The organism is Mesorhizobium sp. M1C.F.Ca.ET.210.01.1.1 (assembly GCF_004791585.1).
Classification (GTDB): domain Bacteria; phylum Pseudomonadota; class Alphaproteobacteria; order Rhizobiales; family Rhizobiaceae; genus Mesorhizobium.
Genome location: NZ_SRUU01000014.1, coordinates 78,989 through 104,985, shown reverse-complemented (window position 1 = coordinate 104,985; position 25,997 = coordinate 78,989). Strand labels below are relative to the sequence as shown.

The 25,997-nt window shown below is 64.3% G+C and carries 29 protein-coding genes; 16 read left to right on the top strand and 13 right to left on the bottom strand.

The features are described 5' to 3' along the window. From EN853_RS17585 to EN853_RS17555, 7 genes are all read right to left on the bottom strand, one after another. Positions 1 to 1,179, bottom strand: a complete 1,179-nt coding sequence (locus EN853_RS17585) for a serine hydrolase (protein ID WP_127859138.1) — start codon at positions 1,177 to 1,179, stop codon at positions 1 to 3. 30 nt (positions 1,180 to 1,209) lie between these two features. After that, positions 1,210 to 2,406, bottom strand: coding sequence for a serine hydrolase (locus tag EN853_RS17580; protein ID WP_127859139.1), 1,197 nt, complete (start codon positions 2,404 to 2,406; stop codon positions 1,210 to 1,212). Between the two features lie 119 nt (positions 2,407 to 2,525). Next, positions 2,526 to 3,554 (bottom strand): extracellular solute-binding protein, encoded by a 1,029-nt coding sequence (locus EN853_RS17575; RefSeq protein WP_167524507.1) that lies wholly within the window; start codon positions 3,552 to 3,554, stop codon positions 2,526 to 2,528. Between the two features lie 40 nt (positions 3,555 to 3,594). After that, positions 3,595 to 4,407, bottom strand: a complete 813-nt coding sequence (locus EN853_RS17570) for an ABC transporter permease (protein ID WP_127859140.1) — start codon at positions 4,405 to 4,407, stop codon at positions 3,595 to 3,597. After that, entirely contained in the window at positions 4,400 to 5,347 is a 948-nt protein-coding gene (locus EN853_RS17565; RefSeq protein WP_127859141.1) for an ABC transporter permease, read from the bottom strand. The genes EN853_RS17570 and EN853_RS17565 overlap by 8 nt, the downstream gene beginning before the upstream one ends. Further along, entirely contained in the window at positions 5,347 to 6,450 is a 1,104-nt protein-coding gene (locus tag EN853_RS17560) for an ABC transporter ATP-binding protein (protein WP_127859142.1), read from the bottom strand. The genes EN853_RS17565 and EN853_RS17560 overlap by 1 nt, the downstream gene beginning before the upstream one ends. Positions 6,451 to 6,595: 145 nt before the next feature. After that, on the bottom strand, positions 6,596 to 8,257 hold the full coding sequence (locus EN853_RS17555) for an amidohydrolase (protein WP_127859143.1): 1,662 nt from the start codon (positions 8,255 to 8,257) through the stop codon (positions 6,596 to 6,598). A gap of 251 nt (positions 8,258 to 8,508) precedes the next feature. Between EN853_RS17555 and EN853_RS17550 the strand changes: the two genes are divergently transcribed. The 4 genes from EN853_RS17550 to EN853_RS17535 all read left to right on the top strand — a co-directional run bounded on the left by EN853_RS17550 (position 8,509) and on the right by EN853_RS17535 (position 12,149). Then, a complete protein-coding gene (locus tag EN853_RS17550; protein WP_127859144.1) occupies positions 8,509 to 9,162 on the top strand; it encodes a TetR/AcrR family transcriptional regulator in 654 nt (217 codons plus the stop codon). A 41-nt stretch (positions 9,163 to 9,203) separates the two neighbouring features. Beyond that, positions 9,204 to 10,235: a histone deacetylase family protein gene (locus tag EN853_RS17545; protein WP_127859145.1), complete on the top strand. Its 1,032-nt coding sequence runs from the start codon at positions 9,204 to 9,206 to the stop codon at positions 10,233 to 10,235. Between the two features lie 436 nt (positions 10,236 to 10,671). Then, on the top strand, positions 10,672 to 11,382 hold the full coding sequence (locus tag EN853_RS17540) for a helix-turn-helix transcriptional regulator (protein WP_127859146.1): 711 nt from the start codon (positions 10,672 to 10,674) through the stop codon (positions 11,380 to 11,382). After that, the gene (locus EN853_RS17535; protein ID WP_127859147.1) at positions 11,379 to 12,149 is read left to right on the top strand and encodes a helix-turn-helix transcriptional regulator; all 771 of its coding nucleotides are present in this window, start codon (positions 11,379 to 11,381) and stop codon (positions 12,147 to 12,149) included. The genes EN853_RS17540 and EN853_RS17535 overlap by 4 nt, the downstream gene beginning before the upstream one ends. Positions 12,150 to 12,283: 134 nt before the next feature. Here EN853_RS17535 and EN853_RS17530 read toward each other — a convergent pair whose 3' ends face one another. Genes EN853_RS17530 through motA form a run of 6 tightly spaced genes read right to left on the bottom strand, consistent with a single transcriptional unit; the run spans position 12,284 to position 17,173 of the window. Then, positions 12,284 to 12,721 (bottom strand): hypothetical protein, encoded by a 438-nt coding sequence (locus tag EN853_RS17530; RefSeq protein ID WP_127859148.1) that lies wholly within the window; start codon positions 12,719 to 12,721, stop codon positions 12,284 to 12,286. Between the two features lie 20 nt (positions 12,722 to 12,741). Beyond that, positions 12,742 to 13,824 (bottom strand): flagellar biosynthesis protein FlhB, encoded by a 1,083-nt coding sequence (gene flhB / locus EN853_RS17525; protein WP_127859149.1) that lies wholly within the window; start codon positions 13,822 to 13,824, stop codon positions 12,742 to 12,744. Positions 13,825 to 13,849: 25 nt separating this feature from the next. After that, positions 13,850 to 14,866 (bottom strand): flagellar motor switch protein FliG, encoded by a 1,017-nt coding sequence (locus EN853_RS17520; RefSeq protein WP_127859150.1) that lies wholly within the window; start codon positions 14,864 to 14,866, stop codon positions 13,850 to 13,852. Positions 14,867 to 14,910: 44 nt separating this feature from the next. Further along, positions 14,911 to 15,297, bottom strand: a complete 387-nt coding sequence (fliN, locus tag EN853_RS17515; protein ID WP_127859151.1) for a flagellar motor switch protein FliN — start codon at positions 15,295 to 15,297, stop codon at positions 14,911 to 14,913. Positions 15,298 to 15,327: 30 nt separating this feature from the next. Further along, positions 15,328 to 16,263, bottom strand: a complete 936-nt coding sequence (locus EN853_RS17510; RefSeq protein ID WP_127859152.1) for a FliM/FliN family flagellar motor switch protein — start codon at positions 16,261 to 16,263, stop codon at positions 15,328 to 15,330. A gap of 34 nt (positions 16,264 to 16,297) precedes the next feature. Continuing rightward, positions 16,298 to 17,173, bottom strand: coding sequence for a flagellar motor stator protein MotA (motA, locus tag EN853_RS17505; protein ID WP_127859153.1), 876 nt, complete (start codon positions 17,171 to 17,173; stop codon positions 16,298 to 16,300). A gap of 145 nt (positions 17,174 to 17,318) precedes the next feature. Between motA and EN853_RS17500 the strand changes: the two genes are divergently transcribed. From EN853_RS17500 to flgH, 12 genes are all read left to right on the top strand, one after another. Beyond that, positions 17,319 to 18,095 (top strand): DUF1217 domain-containing protein, encoded by a 777-nt coding sequence (locus EN853_RS17500; protein WP_127859154.1) that lies wholly within the window; start codon positions 17,319 to 17,321, stop codon positions 18,093 to 18,095. Positions 18,096 to 18,102: 7 nt separating this feature from the next. Beyond that, complete coding sequence (gene flgF, locus EN853_RS17495; RefSeq protein ID WP_127859155.1) at positions 18,103 to 18,825, top strand: flagellar basal-body rod protein FlgF; 723 nt, start codon at positions 18,103 to 18,105, stop codon at positions 18,823 to 18,825. A gap of 4 nt (positions 18,826 to 18,829) precedes the next feature. Next, a complete protein-coding gene (gene fliI, locus EN853_RS17490) occupies positions 18,830 to 20,236 on the top strand; it encodes a flagellar protein export ATPase FliI (protein WP_127859156.1) in 1,407 nt (468 codons plus the stop codon). Next, positions 20,217 to 20,879, top strand: coding sequence for a hypothetical protein (locus tag EN853_RS17485; RefSeq protein ID WP_127859157.1), 663 nt, complete (start codon positions 20,217 to 20,219; stop codon positions 20,877 to 20,879). Before fliI ends, EN853_RS17485 begins: the two co-directional genes overlap by 20 nt. Before the next feature lie 88 nt (positions 20,880 to 20,967). Further along, the gene (flgB, locus tag EN853_RS17480) at positions 20,968 to 21,348 is read left to right on the top strand and encodes a flagellar basal body rod protein FlgB (RefSeq protein ID WP_124995611.1); all 381 of its coding nucleotides are present in this window, start codon (positions 20,968 to 20,970) and stop codon (positions 21,346 to 21,348) included. 2 nt (positions 21,349 to 21,350) lie between these two features. Further along, positions 21,351 to 21,770: a flagellar basal body rod protein FlgC gene (gene flgC / locus EN853_RS17475; RefSeq protein ID WP_127859158.1), complete on the top strand. Its 420-nt coding sequence runs from the start codon at positions 21,351 to 21,353 to the stop codon at positions 21,768 to 21,770. Further along, positions 21,767 to 22,096 (top strand): flagellar hook-basal body complex protein FliE, encoded by a 330-nt coding sequence (locus EN853_RS17470; protein WP_127859159.1) that lies wholly within the window; start codon positions 21,767 to 21,769, stop codon positions 22,094 to 22,096. The genes flgC and EN853_RS17470 overlap by 4 nt, the downstream gene beginning before the upstream one ends. Positions 22,097 to 22,105: 9 nt before the next feature. Continuing rightward, a complete protein-coding gene (flgG, locus tag EN853_RS17465; protein WP_127859160.1) occupies positions 22,106 to 22,894 on the top strand; it encodes a flagellar basal-body rod protein FlgG in 789 nt (262 codons plus the stop codon). Between the two features lie 6 nt (positions 22,895 to 22,900). After that, positions 22,901 to 23,431 (top strand): flagellar basal body P-ring formation chaperone FlgA, encoded by a 531-nt coding sequence (gene flgA / locus EN853_RS17460; protein WP_127859161.1) that lies wholly within the window; start codon positions 22,901 to 22,903, stop codon positions 23,429 to 23,431. Between the two features lie 149 nt (positions 23,432 to 23,580). Then, entirely contained in the window at positions 23,581 to 24,669 is a 1,089-nt protein-coding gene (locus tag EN853_RS17455; protein WP_245517078.1) for a flagellar basal body P-ring protein FlgI, read from the top strand. Positions 24,670 to 24,749: 80 nt separating this feature from the next. Then, entirely contained in the window at positions 24,750 to 25,280 is a 531-nt protein-coding gene (locus EN853_RS17450) for a MotE family protein (RefSeq protein WP_127859163.1), read from the top strand. Further along, complete coding sequence (gene flgH, locus EN853_RS17445; RefSeq protein ID WP_127859164.1) at positions 25,277 to 25,981, top strand: flagellar basal body L-ring protein FlgH; 705 nt, start codon at positions 25,277 to 25,279, stop codon at positions 25,979 to 25,981. Before EN853_RS17450 ends, flgH begins: the two co-directional genes overlap by 4 nt. Positions 25,982 to 25,997 lie beyond the last annotated feature (16 nt).

Below are 25,997 nucleotides of genomic sequence, written 5' to 3'. Positions count from 1 at the left end.
TCAGACCATCCCGCTCAGCGCCTCCAGGAAGGCGACGACATCGACGTCGAGCCGGTCGTCGACAGGTTCCGGCTGCGATGACATTTTCGCGATTACCACCTCGGCCTTCGGGTTTACATAAAGCCATTGGCCGTGGATGCCGATGCCGCAGAAGGCGCCGCTGGCTGTGCCCATCTGGTACCATTTGTTGCAGTAGCGCCCCTTCGGGAAAAGGAACGCCATGGTGCCGCGCTGCCAGGCCTCATAGCTGCCGCCGGCGGCAACCGTGTCGCGCACCCAGGCGTCCGGCACGATTTGACGACCGTTGGCCGCCCCGCCCTGCCGCATCATCTCGCCGATGCGGGCGAGGTCGCGCGGCGTCATCGACATGCCGCCCGCCGTGCGCGCGGTGCCCTCCATGTCGACCGTGACCGACATCTCGCTCGCGGCACCGAGCGGCAGCCAAAGCTTTTCGCTGAGCAGGTCGCTGACGCGCTTGCCGGATGCCCGCTCCAGCAGGATGCCGAGCATGTCCGAGTTGGGGGAGCGGTAGCGGTAGGTCTGCCCGTGCGGCTCGGCGAGACGCTGGATCGTCAGCAGGAACGCCGCAAGGCTTTCCGAGCCGCCGCCGGGGTTCCACAGCGTCGCGCGGCGATACCGGGCAAAGGCGCTTTGCGGATCGAGATAGGCCTCCTCGAAGTCGAGGCTGACCGTCATGTCGAGCACATTGCGCACGCTCGCGTCGCCATAGGCCGAGCCCTCGGCTTCGGGAATGTACTCCGTCACCGGCGCTTCCGCGTCGAACACGCCAACGCCTTCCAGGATGCCGGCGAGGATCGCCGTCACCGACTTGCTGATCGAGAAGACGATGTGGCGCTGGCCGAACGGCATATGCGGCGCCGACCAGTCGCCGACCGGCCGGCCAGCCTTCATGATCGCCAGCCCGTCGGTGTCGGAACGCTTGAGGAAGGCCTCGACGGTTTCGGGCCCGCCAGCGAGTGTAACCTTCTCGCCGAGCAACCCGCCCAGAGCTTTCGCCTGTTCCTCGCCACCGGGCGCGGCCGCAACGTGCACGCTCGGCACCAATTCGCCGACATTCTGAAACGACCATTGGCTGAATGGCCTCAGACGCCAATTGTCCAGCCTCACATCCTTGCGGGCAAAGCCATATCTCGCCTCGAACGCGGTCTTGCCGGTCACGATCTCTCTCCCGGGTGTCTTGTCTGCAGGTCAGGTCAGCGCGGCGGCGATGGCGTGCACGGCCTTCAGCGTCGCCACCGAATAGGCGATGTTGGTGAAATCCGGATAGGTCGAAAGCTTCACCACGACCATCCTGTTGTCCCAGTCGATGTGGATCAGCTGCCCGAATACGCCCCGGCACATCAGCGCGCGCGAGTGCGGGTCCTCGATCCAGAACTGGTTGCGGTAGCTGCCCTCCGGCAGGCTGGGATTGAAATCGGGACCGTGCCTGCCGCTGCGCGTCGCGTCGATCCACTCGGCCGGGATCACACCGCCGCCATTGTCGAGGATCAGCTGGCCGAAACGACCATAGTCGCGCAGCGTCGCGTTGAAGCCGCCATCGGCCAGCGCATAGCCGGCGCTGTCGACGGTGAAACAGGCGCTCTCGTCGGCGCCGAGCTTCTGCCAGAGTTCTTCCGAAATCAGTTGTGCCAGCCGCTTGCCGCTCACCCGCTCCATGATGAAGGCGAGCACGTCCGTCTCGATCGAGCGGTATTCGAAGGCCTCGCCATGTTCGCGCACCTTGTCCTTCAGCCGCAGGATCAGCTCGAACAGATGTGACGGCCACTGGAAGTCGGGATCGCTGCCCGGCGGGATCGGCTTCCAGCCGCTGGCGACATCGACCTGGCCGATTTCGGAATAGCGATCGGTGTACTCCTCGGAGAAGCGCACGCCTGTCGTCATGTCGAGCACGTGCTGAACGGTGGCGCCGGCCCAAGCGGTCTCGGCGAGCTCCGGAAGGCAGTCGGTCACCAGCCTGGCCGGATCGATCAGGCCCCGCCCGACCAGGATGCCGAACACCGATCCGGTGACCGACTTCGCCATCGACTGCGACAGATGCAGCGTGCGTTCGTCCATGCCGTTGAAATAGCGCTCATAGGCGACCCTGCCGTTCTTCAGCACCAGGAAGCCGTCCGTATAGGTTTCGTCGAGCAGCCCGGCGAGCGTCGTCGGACGGCCTTCGCTGTCCGCTACTGCCAGGCCGTCGAGATCGACATCGGCGCGGTCGAGGCGGCGGCGATGGCCATGGCCGCGCCAGACCTCGACGGTCGGCAGGAATTCGCTGATGTGCTGAAAGGCCCAGCGATTCCACGGCGGCCGGTCCCAATCGAGCTTCGGCAGCACCAACTTGGGCGGCGAGCCCTGCATGATCGGCGGCCGCGGATCGGAATTGCGATAAGACCTCATGAACCCCTCCCCAATACATGTCACCCAAAAAGTGTGTGGCGGTTTGGGAGAACGACATGCACAGAAACAAACAAAGAAGGGAGGCCGGAGCCTCCCCTCCTGCATGATCTTGCGCCGGACTATTTGCGCAGGTTGGTCCAGATCTTGTTGTAGATCTCTACCACTTCAGGCGGGCACGGCGGCACGAATTCAGGCGCCGACGCGCCCGCCGGCGGGTTGAGTTCCGGTGAGTTGGCGAATTCCGGCGGCAGGAACTTGTGGCTGCCGGCAATGCCGTTGTCGTAGCCCGCGAAGTCCGAGATCAGCGCCGCGTTCTCAGGCGCCATGACGAAGTCCTGGAACAGCTTGGCGTTCTCCAGGTTCTTGGCGCCCTTCAGCACCGCGACATTGTCCATCCAGCCTTCGATGCCTTCCTTCGGATAGGCATATTTGATCGCCGGGATCTGCTTGCGCGAACGATAGGCTGCGCCATTCCACTGCTCGGTCACGATCACGTCGCCCGAGGTGATCTTGGTGATGGTGTCGTAGCTGAACGTCTTCCACGACGGCTTGGCGGCCACGAGGATGTCGTTGACCTTCTTCAGATTGGCCTTATCGGCGCCGCAGCGCGGCACACCGGCATAACGCTCGGCCGCATGCATGACGGAGTTGACGTCGTCGAGCACGTTGATCTGGCCCTTGAGCTCATCCGGCGGATTGAACAGGATCGCCAGCGTGTCGATATCGCCCTTGAACTTGTCCGTATTGACCGAGAACGTCGTCGTGCCGAACTGCCACGGCGTGGTGTAGTGGCGCCCCTTGTCCCAGTAGACGTCGACAAAGCGCGGATCGAGGTTCTTGCCGTTCGGCATCGCGTTGGGCTCGGTCTTTTCGAGCAGGCCCTCTTCGATCATGATCTTCACAGTGTAATCCGACGGCACCACGATGTCGTAGCCGGAATTGCCGGCGCGCACCTTGGACAACATGGTTTCGTTGGAGTCGTAGTCGTCCAGCGTCACCTTGATGTTGTACTGCTTCTCGAACTTCTCGATCAGCTTCGGGTTGGTGTAGTCGCCCCAGTTGTAGATGTGCAGTTCGCCGTCGGCGAGCGCCGGCACTGCCCATAACAGCACGGCCGCGGATACGGCCGCCATCAGTTTTCTAGACATTTTATGTTCTCCTTGCCTTCCCATTGTTTTGTGTTGGAGCTCATTTGGCGCGTCGGCGCGCGATCAGGAACGAGACCGAGACGAACAGGATCGACACCATGAGCAGGATGGTGGAGATGGCGTTGATCTCTGGCGTCATCGGGCGCCGGATCTGGTTCCAGATGTACAGCGGTAGCGTCGTCTGGCCGGGACCGGCGACGAGTTGGGTGATGGTGAAATCGTCGAAGGAGACGATGAAGGCCAGCGCCGCGCCCGACATGATGCCTGGAACCAGCAGCGGCAGCGTGATGCGCTTGAAAGCATTCCAGGGCGTCGCATAGAGGTCGGCCGCCGCATATTCCAGCGTCAGGTCCATGTCCTCCAAACGCGCCCGGATCGGCATATAGGCGAACGGAATGCAAAACACGGTGTGGGCAAGGATCAGATTGCCGATGCCGAAATTCAGCCCAAACGCGCCGGCGATCAGCGCGAAGAAGGAGAGCGTCGCCACCGCCGTGATGATCTCCGGGACCATCAGCGGCAGGTTGATGACCATGAAGGCTGCCGCAAGCCCGCGCCACGGCTTCACCCGTGTCATGCCGATTGCGGCAAGCGTCGCGCAGATCGTCGAAACGATCGTCGCGCTCACCGAGATGATCAGCGTATTGCGCGCCGCGGCATGGAATTCCTCGTTGAGGAACGCACTGCCGTACCAACTGAGCGTGACGCCTTCCCAATGCGTGATCAGTGAGCCGCTGTTCAGCGAGAAGATCATCAGAATGAGCACCGGTACATAGAGCACCAGCAGACAGATGATGGCGATCGACCGGAAGCCCGGTTGCTCCTTGATGTCGATCGCGCGGGGATCAGCCATGCTGCACCTTCCCCGCCGTGTTGCGGACGTAGAAGTAGAGCGCCACCAGCACCGCGGCCATCAGGATCAGCGCCTGCGCGCAGCCCAGCGGCCAGTTGCGTCCCGAGCCGAACTGCTGCGCGATGAGATCGCCGATCATCAGGTGGATGCCGCCGCCCAGGATCAGCGGCGTCACATAGGCGCCAAGCGCCGGGATGAAGACGAGCAGGCAGCCGGCGACAATGCCGGGCTTGGACAGCGGAATGATCACCCGCCACAGCACCTGCCGGCGCGTCGCATAGAGATCGTAGGCCGCCTCGATCAGCCGGAAGTCGAGCTTCTCCAGACTGGAATAGAGCGGCAGCACCATGAACGGCAGGAAGGCATAGAGCAGGCCGAGCTGGATGGCGAAGTTGGTGTAGAGCATGGTGATCGGCTTATCGATCACGCCGAGCGCCAAGAGTGCGTTGTTGATCAGGCCCTCGTCGCGGATGATGAACATGATCGCCAGCGTGCGCACCAGAAGGTTCGACCAGAACGGAATGGTGATCAGAAGCACCCACCAGTTGCGCTGCGCCGGCGGCCGCGTCGCCATGAAATAGGCAGTCGGGAAACCGAGCAGCAGGCAGATCACCGTCGTCACCACCGCGAACAGGAAGGAGCGCAGGTAGATGATCAGGAAATCCGGCGTGAACTGCAGCGTGTCGTCGAAAATGTCGCGCTGGAACAGGAAGTTCAGATAGGCGTCGGTCGAGAACTTCCACTGCACGCCGCCATAGGGCGCCGCGGCCAGGAACGAATAAACGCAGATGATGATCAGCGGCAGCACGCCGAACACGCCGATGATGATAAGCGCCGGCAGCGACAGAAGCCGGTTGCGCCGCGCGCTGGTCTTCACTGCCTTGGCCTCGAACAATGCGGCCTTGGAGAGCGTGGTCGGGGAGAGAGCGGCTGTCGTCATCAGTCTTTCAGGACGCGGGCGGCGTCCTCCTCGAACTGGATGCCGACCTTGGCGCCGGTCTCGTAGGTCACCACGCTCGAACGGCTGTTCTGGTGGCGCACGATGAAATTCTCGCCGCCGCCGTCGAGCTTCACGTGGTAATGCGTGTCGGTGCCGAAATAGACGATGTTGGAGAGCGTGCCAGTGACCGTTCCCTTGGCCGGATCGGGCACCAGATCGGCATGCTCGGGTCGCACCACCAGCGTCACCTCGCCGGCCGGATCGAAGCCTTCCGGATAGCCGGCGCTGATCGTCGCGTTGCTGGCGAATTTGACTGTCGCCACGCCGGCCTGTTTCGACACCACCGTGCCCGGCAGGAAGTTGGTTTCGCCGATGAAGTCGGCGACGAAGCGCTCGGCCGGCCGGTCGTAGATGTCGCGCGGCGTGCCGACCTGCAGGATCTTGCCCGCCGACATCACGGCGATGCGATCCGACATGGTCAGCGCTTCTTCCTGGTCGTGGGTGACGAAGATGAAGGTGATGCCGGTCTCGTGCTGCAAACGCTTCAGTTCGATCTGCATTTCCTTACGCAGCTTGTAGTCCAGCGCCGAGAGCGGCTCGTCGAGCAGAAGCACCTTCGGCTGCGGCGCCAGCGCCCGGGCAAGCGCCACGCGCTGCTGCTGGCCGCCGGAGATCTGGCTGGTCCGGCGCGCCTTGAGCGCCTCCATCTTGACCAGCTTCAGCATCTGGGCGACGCGCGCCTCGATCTCGGCCTTCGGCCTGCCGAGCATTTCCAGCCCGAAGCCGATATTCTGCGCCACCGTCATGTGCGGGAACAGCGCGTAGCTTTGGAAGACGGTATTGACCGGGCGCTTGAAGGGCGGCAGCGGCGCGATGTCCTGGCCGTGCAGCAGTATCTCGCCGGCGGTAGGGAAATCGAAACCGGCGATCAATCTCAGCAGCGTCGTCTTCCCGCATCCGGATGGGCCGAGCAGCGTGAAAAACTCGTTCTCGCGGATCGACACCGACACCGTGTCGAGGGCGGCTACCTGGCTTTCACCGGTTCCAAATACCTTGCGAACACCGCGAACTTCGATCGCGTCCTTACCCGGTTGTTCCGGCACGATTACCCCATTGAGAGAGCCTGCTCTTGGCGGCAGGTGTGTTCCTGATTGATTGTCACCACAAGCCAGCTGCCTTGGCAACTGCGGAGCTGCTATTCGACTTTTAGACGCAATTCCCATGCCACAACCTCAGGTTTGGTTATGCTTAGGCTTGGTAAGTGACCTTTCCGCCGCAGATCGTGGTCACTGGCCGCACAGTGTGCAGCGCTTCCGGCGCCGTCGCCTCGATATCGGCCGACAACACGACGATATCGGCGAGGTATCCGGGTTTCAGGCGGCCCTTTCGATGCTCCATGAACTCGGCATAGGCGCCCTCGACCGTGTAGCCGGCAATCGCTTCATGGAGCGAGAAGCTCTGATCCGGCAGGTCCTCTGCCCAAGGCTTGCGCATCACCGCCGCCTGGATGCCCAGGATCGGATCAACCGGCGAGACGGGCCAGTCGGAGGCGAAGACGACGCGCGCACCGGCGTTCTTCAGCGTGCGCCAGGCATAGCTCAGCGGCCACTTGTCGCGGCCGATGCGCGAGATCGTCGGCTCCAGGGGAAAGTTCATGGCGCCCGGCGGGTGCGGCGGCTGCATCGAGGCGAGCACGCCGAGCTCGGCAAACCTTGGCACGTCGGACGGCGTGGTGACCTCGATATGCTCGACGCGGTGGCGGCTGTCGCGCCTGCCGTTCTTCTTCGCCGCTGCCTGATAACCGTCAAGCACCGCCCGCACGGCGCCGTCGCCGATCGAGTGCACGGCGATCTGCAGGCCGCGCCGGTCGGCCTCGACCGCCACTTCGGCGAAATGCTCGGGCGAAAAAAGCGGTTCGCCGCGCCAGCCCGGCCGGTCGGCATAGTCGTCGACCATCACCGCGGTCCAGGAATCCAGCACGCCGTCATAGAAGACCTTGACCATGCCGGACGACAGCCACTCGGAACTATAGGCCGCCGCCATGCGCGAGGCTTTTTCCAGCATGTCCAGCTTCATGAAATTCTTGAAGTGGAACGGGATCTTGGTGCGGCAGAGCAGCCGCCCTTCTTCTTCCAGCCCGGCCAGCAGCTCGAGCTGATAGAGGTTGCCGTCCATGTTCTGGATCGAGGTGATGCCGTGCTTGGCGCACCACTGCAGCCCGCGATGCATGAGGTCGCGGTCAGCGGCAAGTTCGGCGGCGGACGGATAAGGGTCGGGCTCCGCTCCTTCCAGACCAAGCCGCGTCCGGTTTGCGCCGAAATGGTCGAGGACCGGCCCGAACGCTTCGCTCTCGCGCAACTCGCCGGCGGCAAGTCCGTCCGCGCCCATGACGACTTCGTTGCCCGGCCCCACCCGCTTGCCATGGAGCAGGCCGGCCTCTTCGAGCGCCTTGGTGTTCGCCCACATCGTGTGGTGATCGGAAGCCGACATGACGAAGGGCCGGTCGGGAATGATGCGGTCGAGATCGTGGCGCGTCACAGGCTCGGGCAGGATCGCATAGTCGACGCCGGCGCCGATCAGCAGTCTCGCATTTGGACGGTCGGCGGCATAAGCCTGGATCGCGTCGCGCAGCGCATCGAACCCATGCACGCCCGCCAGATGCAGGTTGTCGAGCTCGGCCGCGCCGCCGAAGAGGTGCATATGCGCTTCGATGAAGCCCGGCAGGACGGAGCCGCCCTGGGCATCGATGACCCGGGTGGCAGGGCCTTTGAGCTCTTCGATGGAAGCGCGGCTGCCAATGGCGATGATGGCGCCGTTCTTGACGGCTATAGCCTCAGCGGCGGGATTGTCATCGTCCATGGTCAGCACACGGCCGTTGACGACTATCAGATCCGCACCACCAACCGACATCGCGACTCCACATTTTGCTGAGGGACCGACAACGCCAAGTCCAGCGAGCTGCCGCTCCACTGGGGCGGCGCCGTGGGACGAGAGTCGATGCCGATGCGCCGTCTTCGAAATTCCCCTTGTTATCGTGGAAGACAGCGTGGATAAAGAATGCGACTGTTTATTCGCGTTTGTCAACAGCCGGAATTTGCAATGTATAGTGGAAAGCACCCGCGCCTGTGTTGAGGCCGGGCGATGAACGAGGGCATCGGAACGTGAAGCGCAGTCTCGACCGCAAGACTAGGATAGCGCTCGAACCGCGCAAGCAGCCACGGCAACAACGGTCAAGCAAGGTGGTCGACAGGATTCTCGACGCGGCGCTGATCTTGACCCGGGAGCAGGGAACCAGGACGCCGACGACGCTGGCCATCGCGCAGCGCGCGGGCCTGTCGGTCGGATCGGTCTACCAATATTTTCCCAACAAGGAAGCCATTCTTCTCGACCTCGCCAGGCGCTGGCTGTCGTCCTTTCCCGAGGTCATCGCGAAGCGCATCAAAGTCCCCCCGCCCACCAACCGCGAAGAGTTTCGCCGGGAAGTGCGCAAGCTCTTCATCGACACATCCAAGATCTATCTCGACAACGCCACCCTGATGCCGGTGATCGAGGCGATATCCGGCAACGCCGATCTGAGGCCGATCCAGGACGAATACGACAAAGAGATCATCGCCCTCTACGCAGCCTGGCTGCAGCATGTGAATCCGTCCCTGGAAGAAAAGACCGCTAAACGGTTGGGCCTGGTGATGATGGAGGTCGGGCACGCCTGCAGGCTTGTCGGACTGAAGAGAGATCGCAAGACATTCGACCTCATCGAGGACGATGTGGAAGCCATGTGGCTGGCTCTTGTGAACCCCTATCTCAACCTCGACTGATTTCACGTTTCCAACTGATTTCGCACTCCAGGGGAATTCGTATGAAAACTGTCTTTTCGCCTCTCCACGCCGGTCATTCGGGCCAGATGGAACTGGTCACTTCGGCGATCGTGCCGGGTTTCGAGAAGCCGTCGCGGGCTGAGTTCATCAAGGCAAGGCTGGAAAGCGAGAAGCTTGGCCCAATCATCGGCCCGGTCGAGCATGACCTTGCCGCCGCCAAGCGCGTGCATGATGCGCGCTATGTCGACTTTCTGCCGACCGTGTGGCCGGAATGGGTCGCCGCCGGCTTCAAGGGCTCGGCCATGGGCTTCACCTGGCCGACGCGCGGGTTGCGCAGCGATGTGCCGCCGAAGCGCATCGACGCCCTGCTCGGCTATTACTCCTTCGACGCCGGCGCCACCTTCGTTGAGGGCACCTGGGCGGCGATCAAGTCCTCCTATGACGTCGCGCTGACGGCGGCAGCCCTGGTCAAGGGCGGCGAGCGGACCGCCTTCGCGCTCTGCCGGCCGCCCGGCCATCACGCAGGCGCCGCCTTCATGGGCGGGTACTGCTTCATCAACAACGCCGCCGTCGTCGCGCAGTGGTTCCGCGACCAGGGCGCAAGCCGCGTCTCCATCCTCGATGTCGACTACCACCACGGCAACGGCACGCAGGAGATCTTCTACCGCCGCGGCGACGTCCAGGTGCTCAACCTGCATGGCGACCCGATGGTCGAATACCCCTTCTTCCTCGGCCACGCCGACGAGCGCGGCGAGGGCGAGGGCGAAGGCTTCAACGTCAACTATCCGATGCCCTTCGGCACCGACTGGGACCGCTGGAACGCTTCGCTGGAGGACGCCTGCGCCAGCCTTGCCGCCTACGCGCCCGAAGTCGTCATTGTCTCGCTCGGCGTCGACACCTTCGAGAAGGATCCGATCAGCCAGTTCAAGCTGAAGAGCGAGGATTACCCCAAGATCGGCCGCAGCATCGCCAGGCTCGGCCTGCCGACGCTGTTCGTCATGGAAGGCGGCTACGCGGTGGAAGAGATCGGCATCAACGCCGTCGGCGTGCTGACCGGATTCGAGGACCGCTGAGCGGACGCCCGGTCGAAACGACAACGCCCTCGGATGCGGCAGCGGGGGCGTATTTTCCAGCGACCCCGCCGGAAAACTATCGGCTCGATCCACCCCTGAATTTGCCGCCCCGTAACGCGAGTTGCGGCGTCTGAGTCGCGATGCGAGTCCACCAGATTCGATTTTGTCAAATCGCGTTTGATGTCGGATTCATCTGCGGGTAGATTAGACCCGAATCAGCCGGTCCACGGGGGGCGCGGCGACCACCCAAAGTCTCAAGTTCCGGCATCCGGCCGGCACCAGACGCGGACGGCTTCGCGTGCCCTGCAAGGATTCGGCTTGGTTGGGCGCTGTGCGCGCCCTTGAGTGTGTCTTCGTGAACGTGACGCGTTTCGGGTCCGGACGCTGGCAAATGCCGGCACCGGGCACAGGGATCGATTCCGGCCAGAACATCAAAATGAGCAGTCCCGCCGCGCTTCTTCAATCCGACGCTTCAGGCACGCGCCTGGCGTCCCGCGGCGATCTCACCAGCTTCTTCATGCAGCTTGCCGCCGATATCGGCGCCGACAGCTACATGCTTGTGGCCATCGTGCACGACCAGGACCGCAACGACGCGCGCATCGTGTCGTCGAACTGGATTTTCGATGCCATCGAGCTGATCGGCAAAAGGCTGATCGCCAACCTTGCGCTCGGGCCGCTGACGGCGGCTCCCGGCGTGCGCCCTAAGCCATTGGTCGCGGCTCATGCGCCCGATGCCGGCGCGCTGCTGACCGGCGAGGAAGCCCGGCTGCTCGACGTGCTCGGCCATGCCGAGATCTATTCGCTCAGGCTCAATGTCGGCCGCCAGCGCCTGTTCGTGCTGTTTTCCGCCGCCGAGCCCGACAAGATCGACCTCACGGCCCTGATGAGGGCGCAGCTGAAATGTTGCTACGCGCTATCCAGCATCCCGCAATTGATCGCCGCGGCATCCATGCAGGATCCGCTGTCGGACCGCGAGCGCGAGTGCCTGTTCTGGGTGTCTGAAGGCAAGACCACCGACGAGGTGGCCCTCATCCTTGGCGTCTCGTCGAACACCGTCAACAGCTACATCACGCATGCCATCCAGAAATTCGCGGCCAGCAACCGCGCGATGGCGATTGCGACCGCGATCAGGAGCGGCATCATTTGAAGCACGCACAGGTCAGAGAGGCGGCGGCCGCCCTTTTCGACGATCAGCGCAATCCGTTCGGCGCCTTCTCGCTCGGATCGGAGACGCATCATGCGGTGACCATCCCGGACGCCGTGCGCCGATGCCGCTGGATTGCCGTCGACATCAATGCTTCCGGTTTCGGGCTGTTCTTCGTCAGCCCTTCGCTGGAGCGCGCGCGCCTGGTCGCCTGCTTCGATTCCGATTACCCATCGACCGCCGTCACGACCAAATTCATCTCGGGCGCCAGCGGCGAGGAGATGGTGCGCCACAGCCGCATCTCGACGGCACCGCGCTGGTGGGCCGATGACGGCATCGCCGGCTCGCGGGGGACGTTTGAGAAGCTGGCATGGTCCGAGCCGACCGCGCCGCTGGCGCCCGGCACCGACGGCATCGCCTTTCCGGTGCACGCGGAGCGCGGCCAGTGCGGCCTGGTGGTCTTCCTGGGGTCGGACATCACGCTATCGGACGACACGCTTTGCGAAATCCACGCGCGCTGCTTTGCGCTGTTCGCGGCAGTCGCCCGAGTCCGTCCAGGCGAAACCGGCAGGACGCGCGCGATCTCCAAACGCGAGCTCGAATGCCTGAAGCTCACCGCCAACGGCAACACCAGCGAAGAGATCGCAAAGCTCCTGAAACTGTCGGTGCACACCGCCAACCAGTACCTGACCCAGTCGACGCAGAAGCTCAACGCGGTCAATCGCAACCAGGCGGTCGCCAAGGCGCTGCGTCTTGGCCTGATCGAATAGAGCGTGATCCCGAAAAGTGGTTCCGGTTTTCGGGAAAGATCATGCTCAAACAAATAGATAGAGCCCCATCCCGATGAATCGGGATGGAATAGGCTCTAGTCGCTCGGGCCAAGCGTCTGCTGCCGAAATTGTCGTCAGGGATAGGCGAGCGGTTCCGTTTTACGGATGCGCGCCTGATCGATGGCATCCTCGAGCAGAGCCGTGTTGTGCTCCGGGCTCTCGCCCGGCTTCTCGAAAGACACGTAGTTGACGACCACGGACGACCCCTGCCCGGTCAGCGTCAGCTGGAAATAGACGGTGACGCCGCGCGGGCGAAGCTCGAGATCCAGCACGATGCGCGGATGGCCCGTCCAGTCGACATGCGCTTCGCCGCCATGGCCAAGCCTGAGCGTGCCCGGCTGGAAATAGAGTTCGGCGGCCGAGTCCACCAGGTCCGACAGGCAGGCGAAATGCTCAAGCCGGATGAAGGCGATGTAGTCTGCGACCTCGATCAGGCGCAGCTCGCCCACCACGTCCTGGATGGCGCCGGCGACGATCTGCTCGCGTGAATTGGCGTGTGGTTGCCGGTTCATGGATTACAAGCAGCGTCCGTTCATGAGGTTGCTCTGCGCTCGGCCTTCTTCGAGTAGACGATCCGCACCAGCTCGGCGACGGCCTGATAGAATTGCGACGGGATCACGCTATCAACCGAAACTTGCTTGTACATGGAGCGGGCAAGCGCCACGTCCTCGAAGATCGGGATGTTGTGCTCCCTGGCGATCTCGCGAATTTTCAGCGCCACCAGATCCTGGCCCTTGGCGAGCACGACCGGAGCGGAGTCCTCTTCGCGGACATATTTCAGCGCGATGGAGTAGTGGGTCGGGTTGGCGATGATGAGCGTCGCGCGCGGCACCGCTGTCATCATGCGTCGCCGCGCCCGGTCGCGCGCCAGCGAGCGCAGGCGCGATTTCACGATCGGATCGCCTTCGGACTGCTTCAGCTCGTCCTTCACCTCCTGCTTGGTCATGCGCAGATCGCGCCGCCAGTGGAAGCGCGACCAGACGATGTCGGCGACCGCGATCAGCCCCATGACGAAGACGATCGCCGTCAATATGTCGACGGCGATGCCCCGGATCTCCAGGCCGAAGGCGACGGGGTTGGTGATCATGCCGGCGAGCAGCCTGCGATGATCCTCCGAAAGCGTGAAGGCCAGCACGGCGATGGCAAAGGCAAGCTTGGCCAGCGACTTGCCGAATTCGACGAAGCCCTGCAGGCCGAACAGGCGGTTCCAGCCCTTGGCGATCGAAATGCGTGACAGTTGCGGCCTGATCCGATCGCCGACGAATTGCGGCAGGTTCTGGAATACCGAGGCACCGACGCCGGCAACCACCAGCAGCACCAGCAGGCTGACGACGGCGTGGCCGATTTCGAACAGGACTGTCTTGTAGAGCTCGATGACGTCGGTCTCGGTGTCCATCGGCCACGCTTCCGGCTTTTCCAGGAACATCGCCAGGAACATGCCGAGATTGACGATGGCGCCCTTGGCGTAGAAGACGGTGAACACCAGTATGGCGAGGAAGGAAGCAAAGATCGCCGTCTCGCGCGAGTGAGGCAGCTTGCCCTGCTCGATCGTGTCGCGAATCTTCTTTTCTGTGGCTTCCTCGGTTTTGGAATCCTTGTCGACCGCCTCAGCCATGGTGACTCAACCTGACCGCTATTTGTCAGGCCGCTTCGGCGGGGGCCTGCATCGCGGGAAGCTCGAACGCTCCTTGACGCGACAGCCGGATGGTCGCCACGGCGATCGTCTTGCGCGCCGCCATGATGTCGGCCAGCGCGATGCCTTCCGATCCCTGTCCGAGCTCGGATTCGATCATGCGGCGCGAGCGTGCGCCGATCGCCGACAGGGCGGCCTCGGTAAGCTCCGCCGGTGCGCCGCGCAGCGCCAGCGTGACGAGCTCGGTCGACAGCCCGTCGAACAGAAGCACCCGCGCCTTCTGGGCGAGCAGCGGCAAGTCGTCGAAGGCAAACAGCCGCGACCTGACGCCGGCGAGGTCGGGCGTGCCGGCTTCCTCCAGGTCCTGCATGAGCTCGTCGAGCTCGGGCTTGGCCATTTCGTTGAGCACGCCGGCGACGCGCTCCTGGCCGGCCGACGTATCCCTGGTCGTTTTTTGCGAAAGCACGCTGGCGCGCAACTGGTTCTCGACGATCCTGGTTGCCGTGTCGGGAATGTTGGCCATCGTCACCATGCGCCTGATGATCTGGCTGCGTATCGGCTTTTCCATGGTCAGCAGCACATTGGCGGCGGTCTGCGGCGCAAGTTTCGACAGCACCATGGCTGATGTCTGCGGGTGTTCACCCGCCAGGAAGGTGCCGAGACGCGTCGGCTCGAGCTTTTCGAGATCCGGCCAGATCGGCGGCGGTCCCTCCGGCGCCGCCTCGAACTTCCTATCGCCCATGATGGCGCTCATTTCCTCGGGCGACAGCGATTCGTTGAGGATCGTGTCCATCCGGTCGGCCGAATCGAGCAGGCCGGCGCCTTCGGTGAACTCGGCCTCGAATTCCGCGACGATGCGTTCGAGGTCACCCTGTGGAATGGTCCGCAGCAGACGAGCGCCCTCGATCAGCGCCTTCAGCTCTTCCTGCTTGAAGAATTTGAGCAGCCGGCTGGCCGAGGGCTTGCCCATCGCCACCAGTATGGCGGCGGCCTTTTGCGGGCGCGTCAGCGTCAATGATGTCATCTATGCCTCGCTCCGCTGCCGGTGAATGCTCCCGCCGGCCATCCTCAGGCACTCTTCGTCGCTGCGATGATCTCGGTAAGCCTGATGCCGAAGCGCGACGGATCGTGTTCCAGAACGGTGATCTCGCCGCGCGCGATTCTGCGGCCGTTGACCACCACGTCGACCGGCTCGCCGATGCGGCGGTTGAGCGCCACGGTCGAGCCTTTCTGCAACGCCATCAGCTCCGACACCGGCATTTCGGTGCTGCCGAGGATGATTTGCACGTCGACCGGGATGGTCATGATGATCGAGGAATTGGTGCCCGCCTGGAGGGCGGCGTCCGGACGCTTCTCCTCTTCCCGGAGCACGCCGCGCAATTCCTCGATGGCGCGGTCGAGCTGCTCGTCCGGCTGGTCGGCTTCGGGTTCAGCTTCCACCTTGGTCTTTGCCATGCCTCGTCTCCAATAATCCCAAGCCGGGCCTCAGCCTGGCATCAATCCGTCGATGAAATCCTGCCCGCCATCGTGGGGATGCCGGATGCGGACCGTGTAATTCTGTCCGAGCTTGCCGAACTCGCAGACAAACAGCGTCTTGTCGCGCGCGTTGAGCTTGGCCTGGATCTGCGCGTTCTCCTCGAACTCGATCACCTGGCCGGGCTGGAAGGCGGCAAGGTCGCCAAGCGTCAGCCTGGCGAGCGGCATGGTGGCCTCGAGCCGCACGGCCGAGCGCATCACTTCTTCCGAGAAGCGCGCGCGCCAGTCGACCTCCGTCATCCCGTCTTCGCCCGTATTTGCGGTGGCGCCACGCGTCGCCAAAAGGATGCGCTGCGGGATCATCACCGTCACCGTGCCGGTGTCGGTCGGCGTCGAGATGCCGTAGACGATGCGAATCGCCGCGCCGTCGCGCAACACGCGCCGTCTTGCCTCGTTGCCGGACATCGTCTTGGTGATCGGAAGGCGCAGCTCGAGCGAACGCCTGCCCGACCCGTTGAGCGCCACCGCGACCTCCTGGAAGACAGTGGTCGCGACATCGATCTCGATCTGCGACAGCTCGCGTTCGATCGGCGCCACCGGCTGGTCCGGGTCGCCGCCGAACAGCGCCGAGACCATGACCGCGATCGCCGGCGCGTCCATGACCAGCGTCATGGCATCCGCGGAGGTCGGCGACGAAATGATCGTCAAGGCGAAGGTCTCGCCGGCGCGCATACGCGCATCGGGCACACGGCTCACTTCCACGGCTTGGAGGTCGACCGTAACCGGCGCGCCAAGCTCCCCGGCAAGGGCTTTCTGCAACAGCGGCAGCGAGCGCTCGGCCATGCCGCGGCCGACGCCGATCACCTGCGCGGCCTCGCCGCTGTCGCCGACGAGACGCTCGATGATCAAAGCCCGGGTTTGCGAAGGACTGCCCGGACTGGTCATGACGGCAAGCGGCCCCGGCTGAAATTCTGCATGGTCAGGCCGCCTTCTTCTCGGCGCCGCCCGTGTTCATTGTGCTCTGCTCGACGGCGTCGATCGTCGGCCGCTCATAGGAGGAGATGGTCTTGCGGCCGAACTCGATCGCGACTTGCGGCAAGGCGCCGTTCATGTAGGCGAGCAACGTCTGCTTGACGATGATGTAGAGGCGGTTCTTCTTCTCGCGCACCGTCTTGATCTTGGTGGCGACCGGACCGACTACGGCATAGGAGAGAAAGATGCCGAGGAAGGTACCGACCAGCGCCGCGCCGATCAACCCGCCCAGGATCTCCGGCGACTGGTCGAGGGCGCCCATCGCCTTCACCACGCCGAGCACGGCCGCGACGATGCCGAGCGCCGGCAGGCCGTCGCCGACCGCGACCATCGCGTGATAGGCCTTCAGCTTGTCGGTGCGGATCGTCTGGATCTCTTCGTCCATCAGCGCCTCGATCTCGTGCGAGCGCGCGTTGCCGATGATGATGATGCGGCAATAATCGCAGATGAAATGTGTCAGATCGTGGTTCTTCAGGACAGTTGGAAACGCCTGAAAGATCGCCGACTCTTCCGGATTGTCGATATGCGCCTCGACCTCGCTGCGCGACTTCGAGCGCAGCTCGCGCATCAGGCTGTGCAGGACGCCCAGCGTTTCGAGATAGTCGCGCTCCTTCGGCACCGCCTGCTTGAAGGCTTCGAGAATGCCCTTGCCGGTGTCCTTGACCGTCTTCATCGGATTGGCAACGAGGAAGGTGCCGAGCGCCGCGCCGCAGATGACCACTGCCTCCCACGGCTGCATCAGCACATGCAGATGGCCGCCCATGGCCATGAAGCCGCCGAGGACGCAGCCAAGCGTCACCACAAGTCCGATCAGAATACCCACGACAGGTCCTTCCGCATGTCACGTCGTGGATCAGGGATAGTCCTCGTGCCTTGTGTGAGGCTTGAATCGCAGCTCAAGAAACCGATTCAGCTTCGCACAAGGAAGCTTCGCTATCGTCCTCGGACAGCTTCGGCCGGAGGCGCATATGTTGAATACCTATACGAGCTACCAGCTCATCGCCAGGGACATCCCCAAGGCGATCGACCAGGTCGAGTCGCAGCCAGTCGTGAAACGCGAGACCGACTACTATCTGGCCAATATCGGCAACGTCAAAACCATCGACGATTTCGTCAACAACACCCGCCTGTTCACCTACGCCATGAAAGCCTATGGCCTGGAAGACATGGCCTATGCCAAGGCCTTCATGGTCAAGGCGTTGAAGGAAGGGGTCTCCGACGAGGACAGCTTCGCCAACAAGCTGAGCGACAAGCGCTACGCCCAATTCGTCAAGGCGTTCAACTTCGCCGCCTATGGCCCGACCGCCACCCTCTATCCTTCCGCCCAGCAAGGCGCGGTCGACAAATACATGCGCCAGACGCTGGAGGAGAATGCCGGCGAGACCAATCAGGGCGTGCGGTTGGCGCTCTACTTCCAACGCAAGGCGCCTGAAATCACCAACTGGTATGACGTGCTCGCCGACACGGCGCTTTCGAGCGTGGTCCGCACCGCGCTCGGTCTGCCCGACTCCATCGCTGCCGCCGACATAGACAAACAGGCGCAGATGTTCGAGCAGAAGCTCGATATCGCCGACTTCAAGGACCCCGACAAGCTGAACAAGTTCCTGACCCGCTTCACCAGCCTGTGGGAGATCAACAACCCGACCTCCAGCGCCGTGACGTCGGTCAGCGTGCTCTTCGCGCAGCCGACCACGATCGGCATCTCGACCGATCTGATGATGGCCATGCAGAAGCTGAAATTCTGAGAACACCATGCAGGACAGTCTCTACGTTGCCCTCTCCTCGCAGGTCGCGCTTGAGCGCCGGCTGGACACCATCGCCGACAATGTCGCCAACGCCTCGACCATCGGCTTTCGCGCCACCGGCGTGAAATTCGAGGACGTGGTCTCCGGCACCGGGCCGAGGTCGGTCTCCTTTGCATCCTCCGGCAAGACTTATCTTTCCACCGCGCACGGCTCGATGACCGAAACCGGCAATCCTTTCGACTTCGCCATACAAGGCGACGCCTGGTTCGCCATCGAGACGCCGGCCGGCACAGTGATGACCCGCGACGGCCGTTTCTCCATGAACGAGAACGGCGAGCTGATGTCGATCGAGGGCTATCCGGTGCTGGACAGCGGCGGCGCGCCGATCCAGCTCGATCCGCGCAACGGCCCGCCGAAGGCCGGCGCCGACGGCTCGCTCAGGCAGAACGACCAGCTCGTCGGCGCCATCGGCCTCTATGATTTCGACCCCGGCGACAATTTTGTCCGCTACGGCAATTCGGGCATCGTTCCCGCGCGCACGCCCGAGCCGGTCACCGACCGCTCCGACGTCGGTGTCGCACAAGGGTTCCTGGAAGAATCCAACGTCAATCCGGTGCTGGAGATGACCCGACTGATCCAGGTGCAGCGCGCCTTCGAGAACACCGCTGCGCTGATCCGGCAGAGCGCTTCGTCCACCGACGACGCGATCAAGACGCTCGGCTCCAAGTAGCGGCATGACGACCGGCTCGTCCCTGCTGCGCGCGCCCGAGAAGCTCGCCGAGGCCGGTTCGACGGACCGGCTCGCCGCGCTCGAACGCGTCTGGCGGCGATTCGACAATCCAGAAACATTGTTGAGCCGCGGCGGCCGCGTCGCCGAGATCTCGCCCACCCACTACAAGGTGCGCGGCCTCTCCGGCATTGCCAGGCTCGGCGACATCGTCGAGCAGCGCGGCAAGGCCGGCGCGCGCCGCGGCGAGATCGTCAGGATAGGCCGCGACGAGGTCGTGGTCGCGCCGTTCGAGCGCAGCGCCGATGCCGGCATCGGCGACGCCGTATTCCGCCGCGGTCCGCTTGGCGTCGCGCCGCACGTTTCCTGGCGCGGGCGCGCCATAGACGCTTTGACCCGAGCCATCGACGGTGGTCCGCCGCTGGTCAGGCCGGATGCCGCCGGCGGCGCGGACACTGTGACGCCCGGCGCCATGTCGCGCCAGCGGGTCGGCACCGGCTTCCTGACCGGCGTGCGGGTGATCGACATCTTCACCCCGCTCTGCTTCGGCCAGCGGCTCGGCATCTTCGCCGGTTCCGGCGTCGGCAAATCGACGCTGCTTGCCATGCTCGCCGGCGCCGAGGCCTTCGACACCGTCGTCGTCGCGCTGATCGGCGAACGCGGCCGCGAGGTGCGTGAATTCCTCGAGGACACGATCGGCGCCGACAGCATGGCCAAGACCATCGCCGTCGTCGCCACCAGCGACGAGAGCGCCATGATGCGCCGGCGCGCGCCCGACACCGCCATGTGCGTGGCCGAGCATTTCCGCGACCAGGGCCATCGCGTGCTGCTGGTGCTGGATTCGATCACCCGTTTTGCCCATGCGCTGCGCGAGGTGGCGACAGGGACCGGCGAGCCGCCGGTCGCGCGCGGTTATCCGGCGTCGGTCTTCACCGACCTACCCAAGCTGCTCGAGCGCGCGGGACCAGGCGCCGAAGGCAAAGGCTCGATCACCGCCATCATCTCGGTGCTGGTCGACGGCGACGACCACAACGATCCGGTGGCCGATTCGGTGCGCGGCATTCTCGACGGCCATGTCGTTCTCGACCGCGCGATCGCCGAGCAAGGCCGCTACCCGCCGGTCAATCCGCTGTCGTCGATCTCGCGTCTCGCCGACAAGGTCTGGAGCGCCGAGCAGCGCATGCTGGTGACAAGGCTGAAGTCCATGATCGTGCGCTTCGAGGACACGCGCGACATCCGTCTGCTTGGTGCCTACCAGGGCGGCGCCGACGCAGAGCTCGACATCGCCGTGCGTCAGGTGCCGCTGATCTACGAGGCGCTTACGCAGTCGCCGAAGGACCGCGCATCGGCCGATCCGTTCGCCGACCTCGCCCGCCATCTCAAGGGGAAGCAGAATGGCGATCAAGGAGACTGATCTGCAGCAGACCGAGCGCTTGCTGCGCGAGATGATCGCCGAAGCCAAGGCCGCCGAGGAGGCCGACGCCAGCCGCGACTCGCTGATCAACGGGCTGTTTCCGAAGAGGGTGGAGTGGCCACAGCCGCCGCGGGCCGAATTCCCGCGCCTGGCCAACAGGAAGGCGGACCGGCGCAGCGATTTCGTCATCGCCGCGCTCGGCATCACGCTCGGCCTGATCTGCGCGCTGTTTCCCTGGTACATCTTCTTCAACCAGGAGCAGTTCGGCGTGCAGGCCATCAAGTTCGGCGGCAGCGGCAGCAATTCCGGACGCGCGGGCGGCGGGGTGGCGACCGAACGCGGCGGACCGCTGACGGCCAAGGACGTCCCCGATGCCGATATCGACCTGCTTGCCACCGGAACGGTGCGGGACGATCCGGCCCCCGCGCCGGCGCCCGACGAGCAGCCCTTCCCTGCCGCTTCGGAATTCAAGATCGTGCATGTCGCCAATGGCCGCGCCATGATCGAGGACGACAGCGGCCTGTGGCTTGTCCAGCGCGGCTCGGTCCTGCCCGATTCCAGCCGCGTCGCTTCGATCGAGCAGCGCGGCGGCAAATGGGTGATCGTCACGGACGCCAACAGGGTGATCGAGTTTTCCAGGTGACGGCCCCCTGCGGGCCGCGGGCTCGTCCCGCGCAAGGTCCGCGCAAGACTGGCGGCCTAGTCTTGTGCGTGCTCGCCCGGAGAGTCCCATGGAACCCGTCAACCTCTTTGACCTCGCCACCCGGCAGTCGCAATGGCTGGCCGTGCGCCAGTCGGCGATCGCCTCCAACATCGCCAACGCCAATACGCCGGGCTACACGGCAAACGATGTCGAGCCGTTCGAAAAGGTTCTCGACAGGACCGCGGTGACGTTGAAGGCCACCGAGGCCGGCCACCTCGGCGCGGAGGCGACCAATGCCGGCTTCAACGTCAAGCCGGAGGAGGCCACCGGTTCGATCATGCCGTCGAAGAACACGGTCGTTCTTGAAGACGAGTTGATGAAGGCTGGGGAAGTGCGCCGCTCATTCGAGCTCAACACGGCGATCGTCAAGGCATTCCATTCGATGATGACGATGGTGGTGAAGAGCTGACCATGGACGCGCTGACCGCAGCCCTCAAAGTCGCGGCATCCGGCCTCGGCGCCCAGTCGGAGCGCCTGCGCGTGGTGTCGGAAAACCTCGCCAACGCGCAGTCGACCGGCAACACGCCTGGCGCCGACCCCTATCGCCGCAAGACAATCACCTTCCAGTCCGAGCTCGACCGCACATCCGGTGGGTCGCTGGTCGAGGTAAGCTCGATCGAGCGCGACCCGTCCGTCTTCCCGATCGAGTTCCAGCCCGGCAACGAGGCCGCCGACGACAAAGGCTACGTGAAGATGCCCAACGTCAACGTGCTGGTCGAGATGGCGGACATGAGCGAGGCGAACCGCTCCTACGAGGCCAACCTGCAGGTCATCAAGCAGGCCCGCGATCTGATCTCCATGACCATCGACCTGATGAGGAACCAGCAATGATTGGCGGTATCGGGGCACTACAGTTCAAGCCGGCAACCGACGGCGCGGAGGCCGGCTCGCCGGGCCTGCTCCAGAGCGGTGCCGGGACACAGGCAAGCGAAAGCGTCGCCGGCAGCTTCGCGGAGGCGCTCAGCCACGCTGCGAGCAAGACCGTCAACTCGCTGCAGAACGCGGAGCAGATGTCGATCCAGGCGCTCAAGGGCGACGCCGACACCCGCCAGGTGGTCGATGCGGTGCTGAGCGCCCAGCAGGCCCTGCAGACGACCATCGCCATCCGCGACAAGGTCGTCTCGGCCTACCTCGAAATCAGTCGCATGAATATCTAGGACCGCGTCATGAAAGCCCTTGCCATCGCCGCGACCGGCATGAACGCCCAGCAGACCAACCTGGAAGTCATCGCCAACAACATCGCCAACATCAACACCACGGGCTACAAGCGGGCTCGGGCCGAATTCTCCGACCTGCTCTATCAGGTCGATCGCACTCAAGGGGTGCCCAACCGCTCGAACACCTCGCTGGTGCCCGAGGGTGTCTCGATCGGCCTCGGCGTCAAGACGACAGCCGTGCGCAACGTCCACACACAGGGCGAGCTGACCAGCACCGGCAACAGCTTCGACCTGGCGCTGACCGGCCGGGGCTGGTTCCAGATCGAGGGCGCCGACGGCGGCACGCTGTACTCCCGCGCCGGCGCATTCAACACCAATGCCACCGGGCAGTTGGTCACAGTCGACGGCGCCAACGTCATTCCGGCGATCACCGTGCCGACCGACGCTGTCGAGGTGATCGTCAACAAGACCGGCCAGGTCTTTGCCCGTATCGATGGTCAGACCAACCTCCAGCTTCTCGGCCAGCTCCAGATCGCCAACTTCGCCAACGAGGCGGGTCTGGCGCCGCTCGGCGACAATCTGTTCCAGGAAACGGCGGCTTCCGGTCCCGCCAATGTCGGCGTTCCAGGCGATCCCGGCTTCGCCACCATCGAGCAGGGCTATCTGGAGTCCTCCAACGTCGATCCGGTCAAGGAAATCACCGAGCTGATATCGGCGCAGCGCGCCTACGAAATGAACTCCAAGGTCATCCAGGCCGCCGACGACATGGCCTCGGTGGTCTCCAAGAACATCAGGTAACCGACGATGGCTATGCCGGCCTCCTGCCCCGCCTTCAGTCGCGCCGTGCTGGCCCTTGCGCTGGCGGTCGTCGGCTTGCCGGCGCTTGCGCAGGAATCGGCCAACCAGACGCAGTCGGCCGGCCAGGTCGCCGCCAGCCAGGCGGTCGGCGATGCGGTGCTGATCCCCAACCGGGTCATCTATCCCGGCGAAACCATCGAGCTCCCCGCCCTCAAGCAGGTGACGCTCATCCCCGGCAAGCACAAGCCGGATGGCATGGCGACGCGCTCCGAAGACCTTCAGGGCAAGGTCGCCAAGCGCACCCTGCTGCCCGGGCGCTACATTCCGGCAGCCGCCATTCGCGATGCCTGGCTGGTCGAGCAGGGCGCCTCCGTGCAGGTCTATTTCACCGCCGGCGCGCTGACCATATCGGCGGCCGGCATCACCCTGCAGCCGGGCGCTGCCGGCGACCTCATCAAGGTCCGCAACATCGACAGCGGCAAGATCATTTCCGGCATTGTCATGGCCGACGGCACCATCAAGGTCGGCGCATCGTGATGCGCGCTCTCGCACTTCTGCTGAGCGCCGCGATCGGCCTTCAGCCTGCGCTGGCCGATGGGCTCACGCCCAAGGCCAAGCGCGAGCTCGCGCAGAAGAATGGCGGCGTCTACGACGACCCTGAATACGATCCGGCCACCACGACGCGCATGTTCCGCGTCTCGACGGGACCCAGCACGCTGCCGCCCGGCCAGGTCGCCGCGCGCATCAAGGACATCGCCCAGCTGCAGAGCGCGCGGGACAACCAGCTCGTCGGCTACGGCCTTGTCATCGGCCTGGCCGGAACCGGCGACAGCCTGCGCAACTCGCCCTTCACCGAACAGTCGATCCGCGCCATGCTGGAGAACCTCGGCATCGCCACCGAGGGCGGCAGCGCGCGCGCCAAGAATGTCGCCGCCGTCATCGTCACCGCCAACATGCCGCCCTTCGTCCAGTCGGGCGCGCGCATCGACATCGACGTCTCCTCGATGGGAGATGCCACCTCGCTTGCCGGCGGCACGTTGGTGATGACGCCTCTGAAGGCGGCGGACGGCGAGATCTACGCCGTCGGACAAGGCTCGGTGATCGTCGGCGGTTTCACCGCCAAGGGCCAGGCGGAGGAACTCACGCAGGGCGTGCCCACCGCCGGCCGCGTGCCGAATGGCGCCATCGTCGAGCGTCCGGTACCCGCCGAGTTCGACGACCAGGGCGTGCTGACGCTGCAATTGCGCAATCCCGATTTCTCGACCGCCATCCGCATCGCCGACGCCATCAACGATTACACCTCGCAGCGCTTCGGCGTGCGCGTCGCCGCCGAGCGCGATGCCCGCACGGTGCAGATCAGACGGCCGAAGAATGTATCGGCCGCGCGCTTCTATGCCGAGATCGAAAACCTTGTCGTCGAGTCGGATGCGCCTGCCCGCGTCGTCATCGACGAACGCACCGGCACCATCGTCATCGGCAACAACGTCAGGATCTCGCGCGTCGCGATCAGCCATGGCACGCTCACCGTGCGCATCACCGAAGCGCCGAAAGTGGTCCAGCCCGAGCCCTTCTCCAAAGGCCAGACCGCGGTCGAACCCTTCACCGCGATCGAGGCCACGCGACCCGACGCCCGCGTCGCAGTGCTCGACGGCCCCGATCTCGAAACGCTGGTCTCCGGCCTCAACCGTCTCGGCGTGAAGCCCGACGGCATCATCGCCATCCTGCAAGGCATCAAGTCGGCCGGCGCCCTGCAGGCCGACCTGGTTCTCCAATAGGCACGCCGATGATCGAGCTTCTCGCCTCAAGACCGTATCGTCGCCCGAAACTTCATTCAGGACAGAGACTTCATCCAGGAATGAGCCTCCTCGCCGCTGCTGCGATCGTTGCGCTGGCGGGCGCCGCCGCCGGCGCGGAAGAAGTCCGCCAGGTGCTGCCCGGCGGACAGGTGCCGGCTCAGCCGGCGCCGCTCACGCGTGAAAAGGCGCCGGACGAAAGCGAGATCCAGCGCTTCTGCTCCAACATCGCCGATGCCGCGCGCGACCGCCGCTACGCCCTGCAGGCCGAGGAGTTGAAGCAGCTTCAGGCCAGCATCGACCAGCGCATGAAGGCGCTGGACGACAAGCGGGCCGAGTACGAGCAATGGCTGAAGCGCCGTGAGGTGTTCCTGGCGCGCGCCGAGGACAGCGTGGTCAAGATCTATGCCGGCATGAAGCCCGATGCCGCTGCCGAGCGGCTGGCGATGGTCAATGCCGAGCTCGCCGCGGCCATCCTGATGAAGCTCGATGCGCGCAAGGCCGGCGTCATCCTCAACGAAATGGACCAGAAGGCGGCGGCGACGCTCACCGGCATCATGGCCAGCGCGGCGCGAAGGGTTGATCCGTCATGAAGTTGAAATTGCTCGCCCTTGTCGCGGCGGCGGCGCTGTCCGGTTGTGGCACCGACCTCAAGGAGGTCGGCAGGGAGCCTGCGCTCTCGCCGGTCGGCTCCGGCATCGGCAATGGCGGAGGTGCTCCCTACAGCTATCCGGAGCCGCCCGCCGCGCGCGTGAAGAAATTCTCGCTGTGGGATGACCGGCAGAGCAGGCTCTTCACCGATCCGCGGGCGCTGCGGGAAGGCGACATCCTGACCGTCAACATCAAGCTCAACGACAAGGCCAACTTCAAGAACCAGAACGACCGCAGCCGCACCGCCGCGCGCAAGCTCGGCTACGACGTCACGCTCGGATGGGATGGCAAGAGCACCAGCGGCAAGGGCGATGCGGGCTTGAGCTCCAGCACCGAGACCAACGCCGACGGCGAGATCAAGCGCTCGGAGAGCCTCGAGCTGAACGTCGCGGCCGTCGTCACCGAAGTGCTGCCCAACGGCAACCTGATGATCAGGGGCTCGCAGGAAGTGCGCGTCAACTACGAGCTTCGGGTCCTCGCCATCGCTGGCATGGTACGTCCCTCCGATATCGGCGCCGAGAATACGATCCCCTACGAGCGTATCGCCGAGGCACGCATCTCCTATGGCGGCCGCGGCCGTGTGAGCGAGGTCCAGCAGCCGGCCTACGGCCAACAGATCCTCGACCAGGTTCTGCCTTTCTAGGACCGGGGAGCGCTGT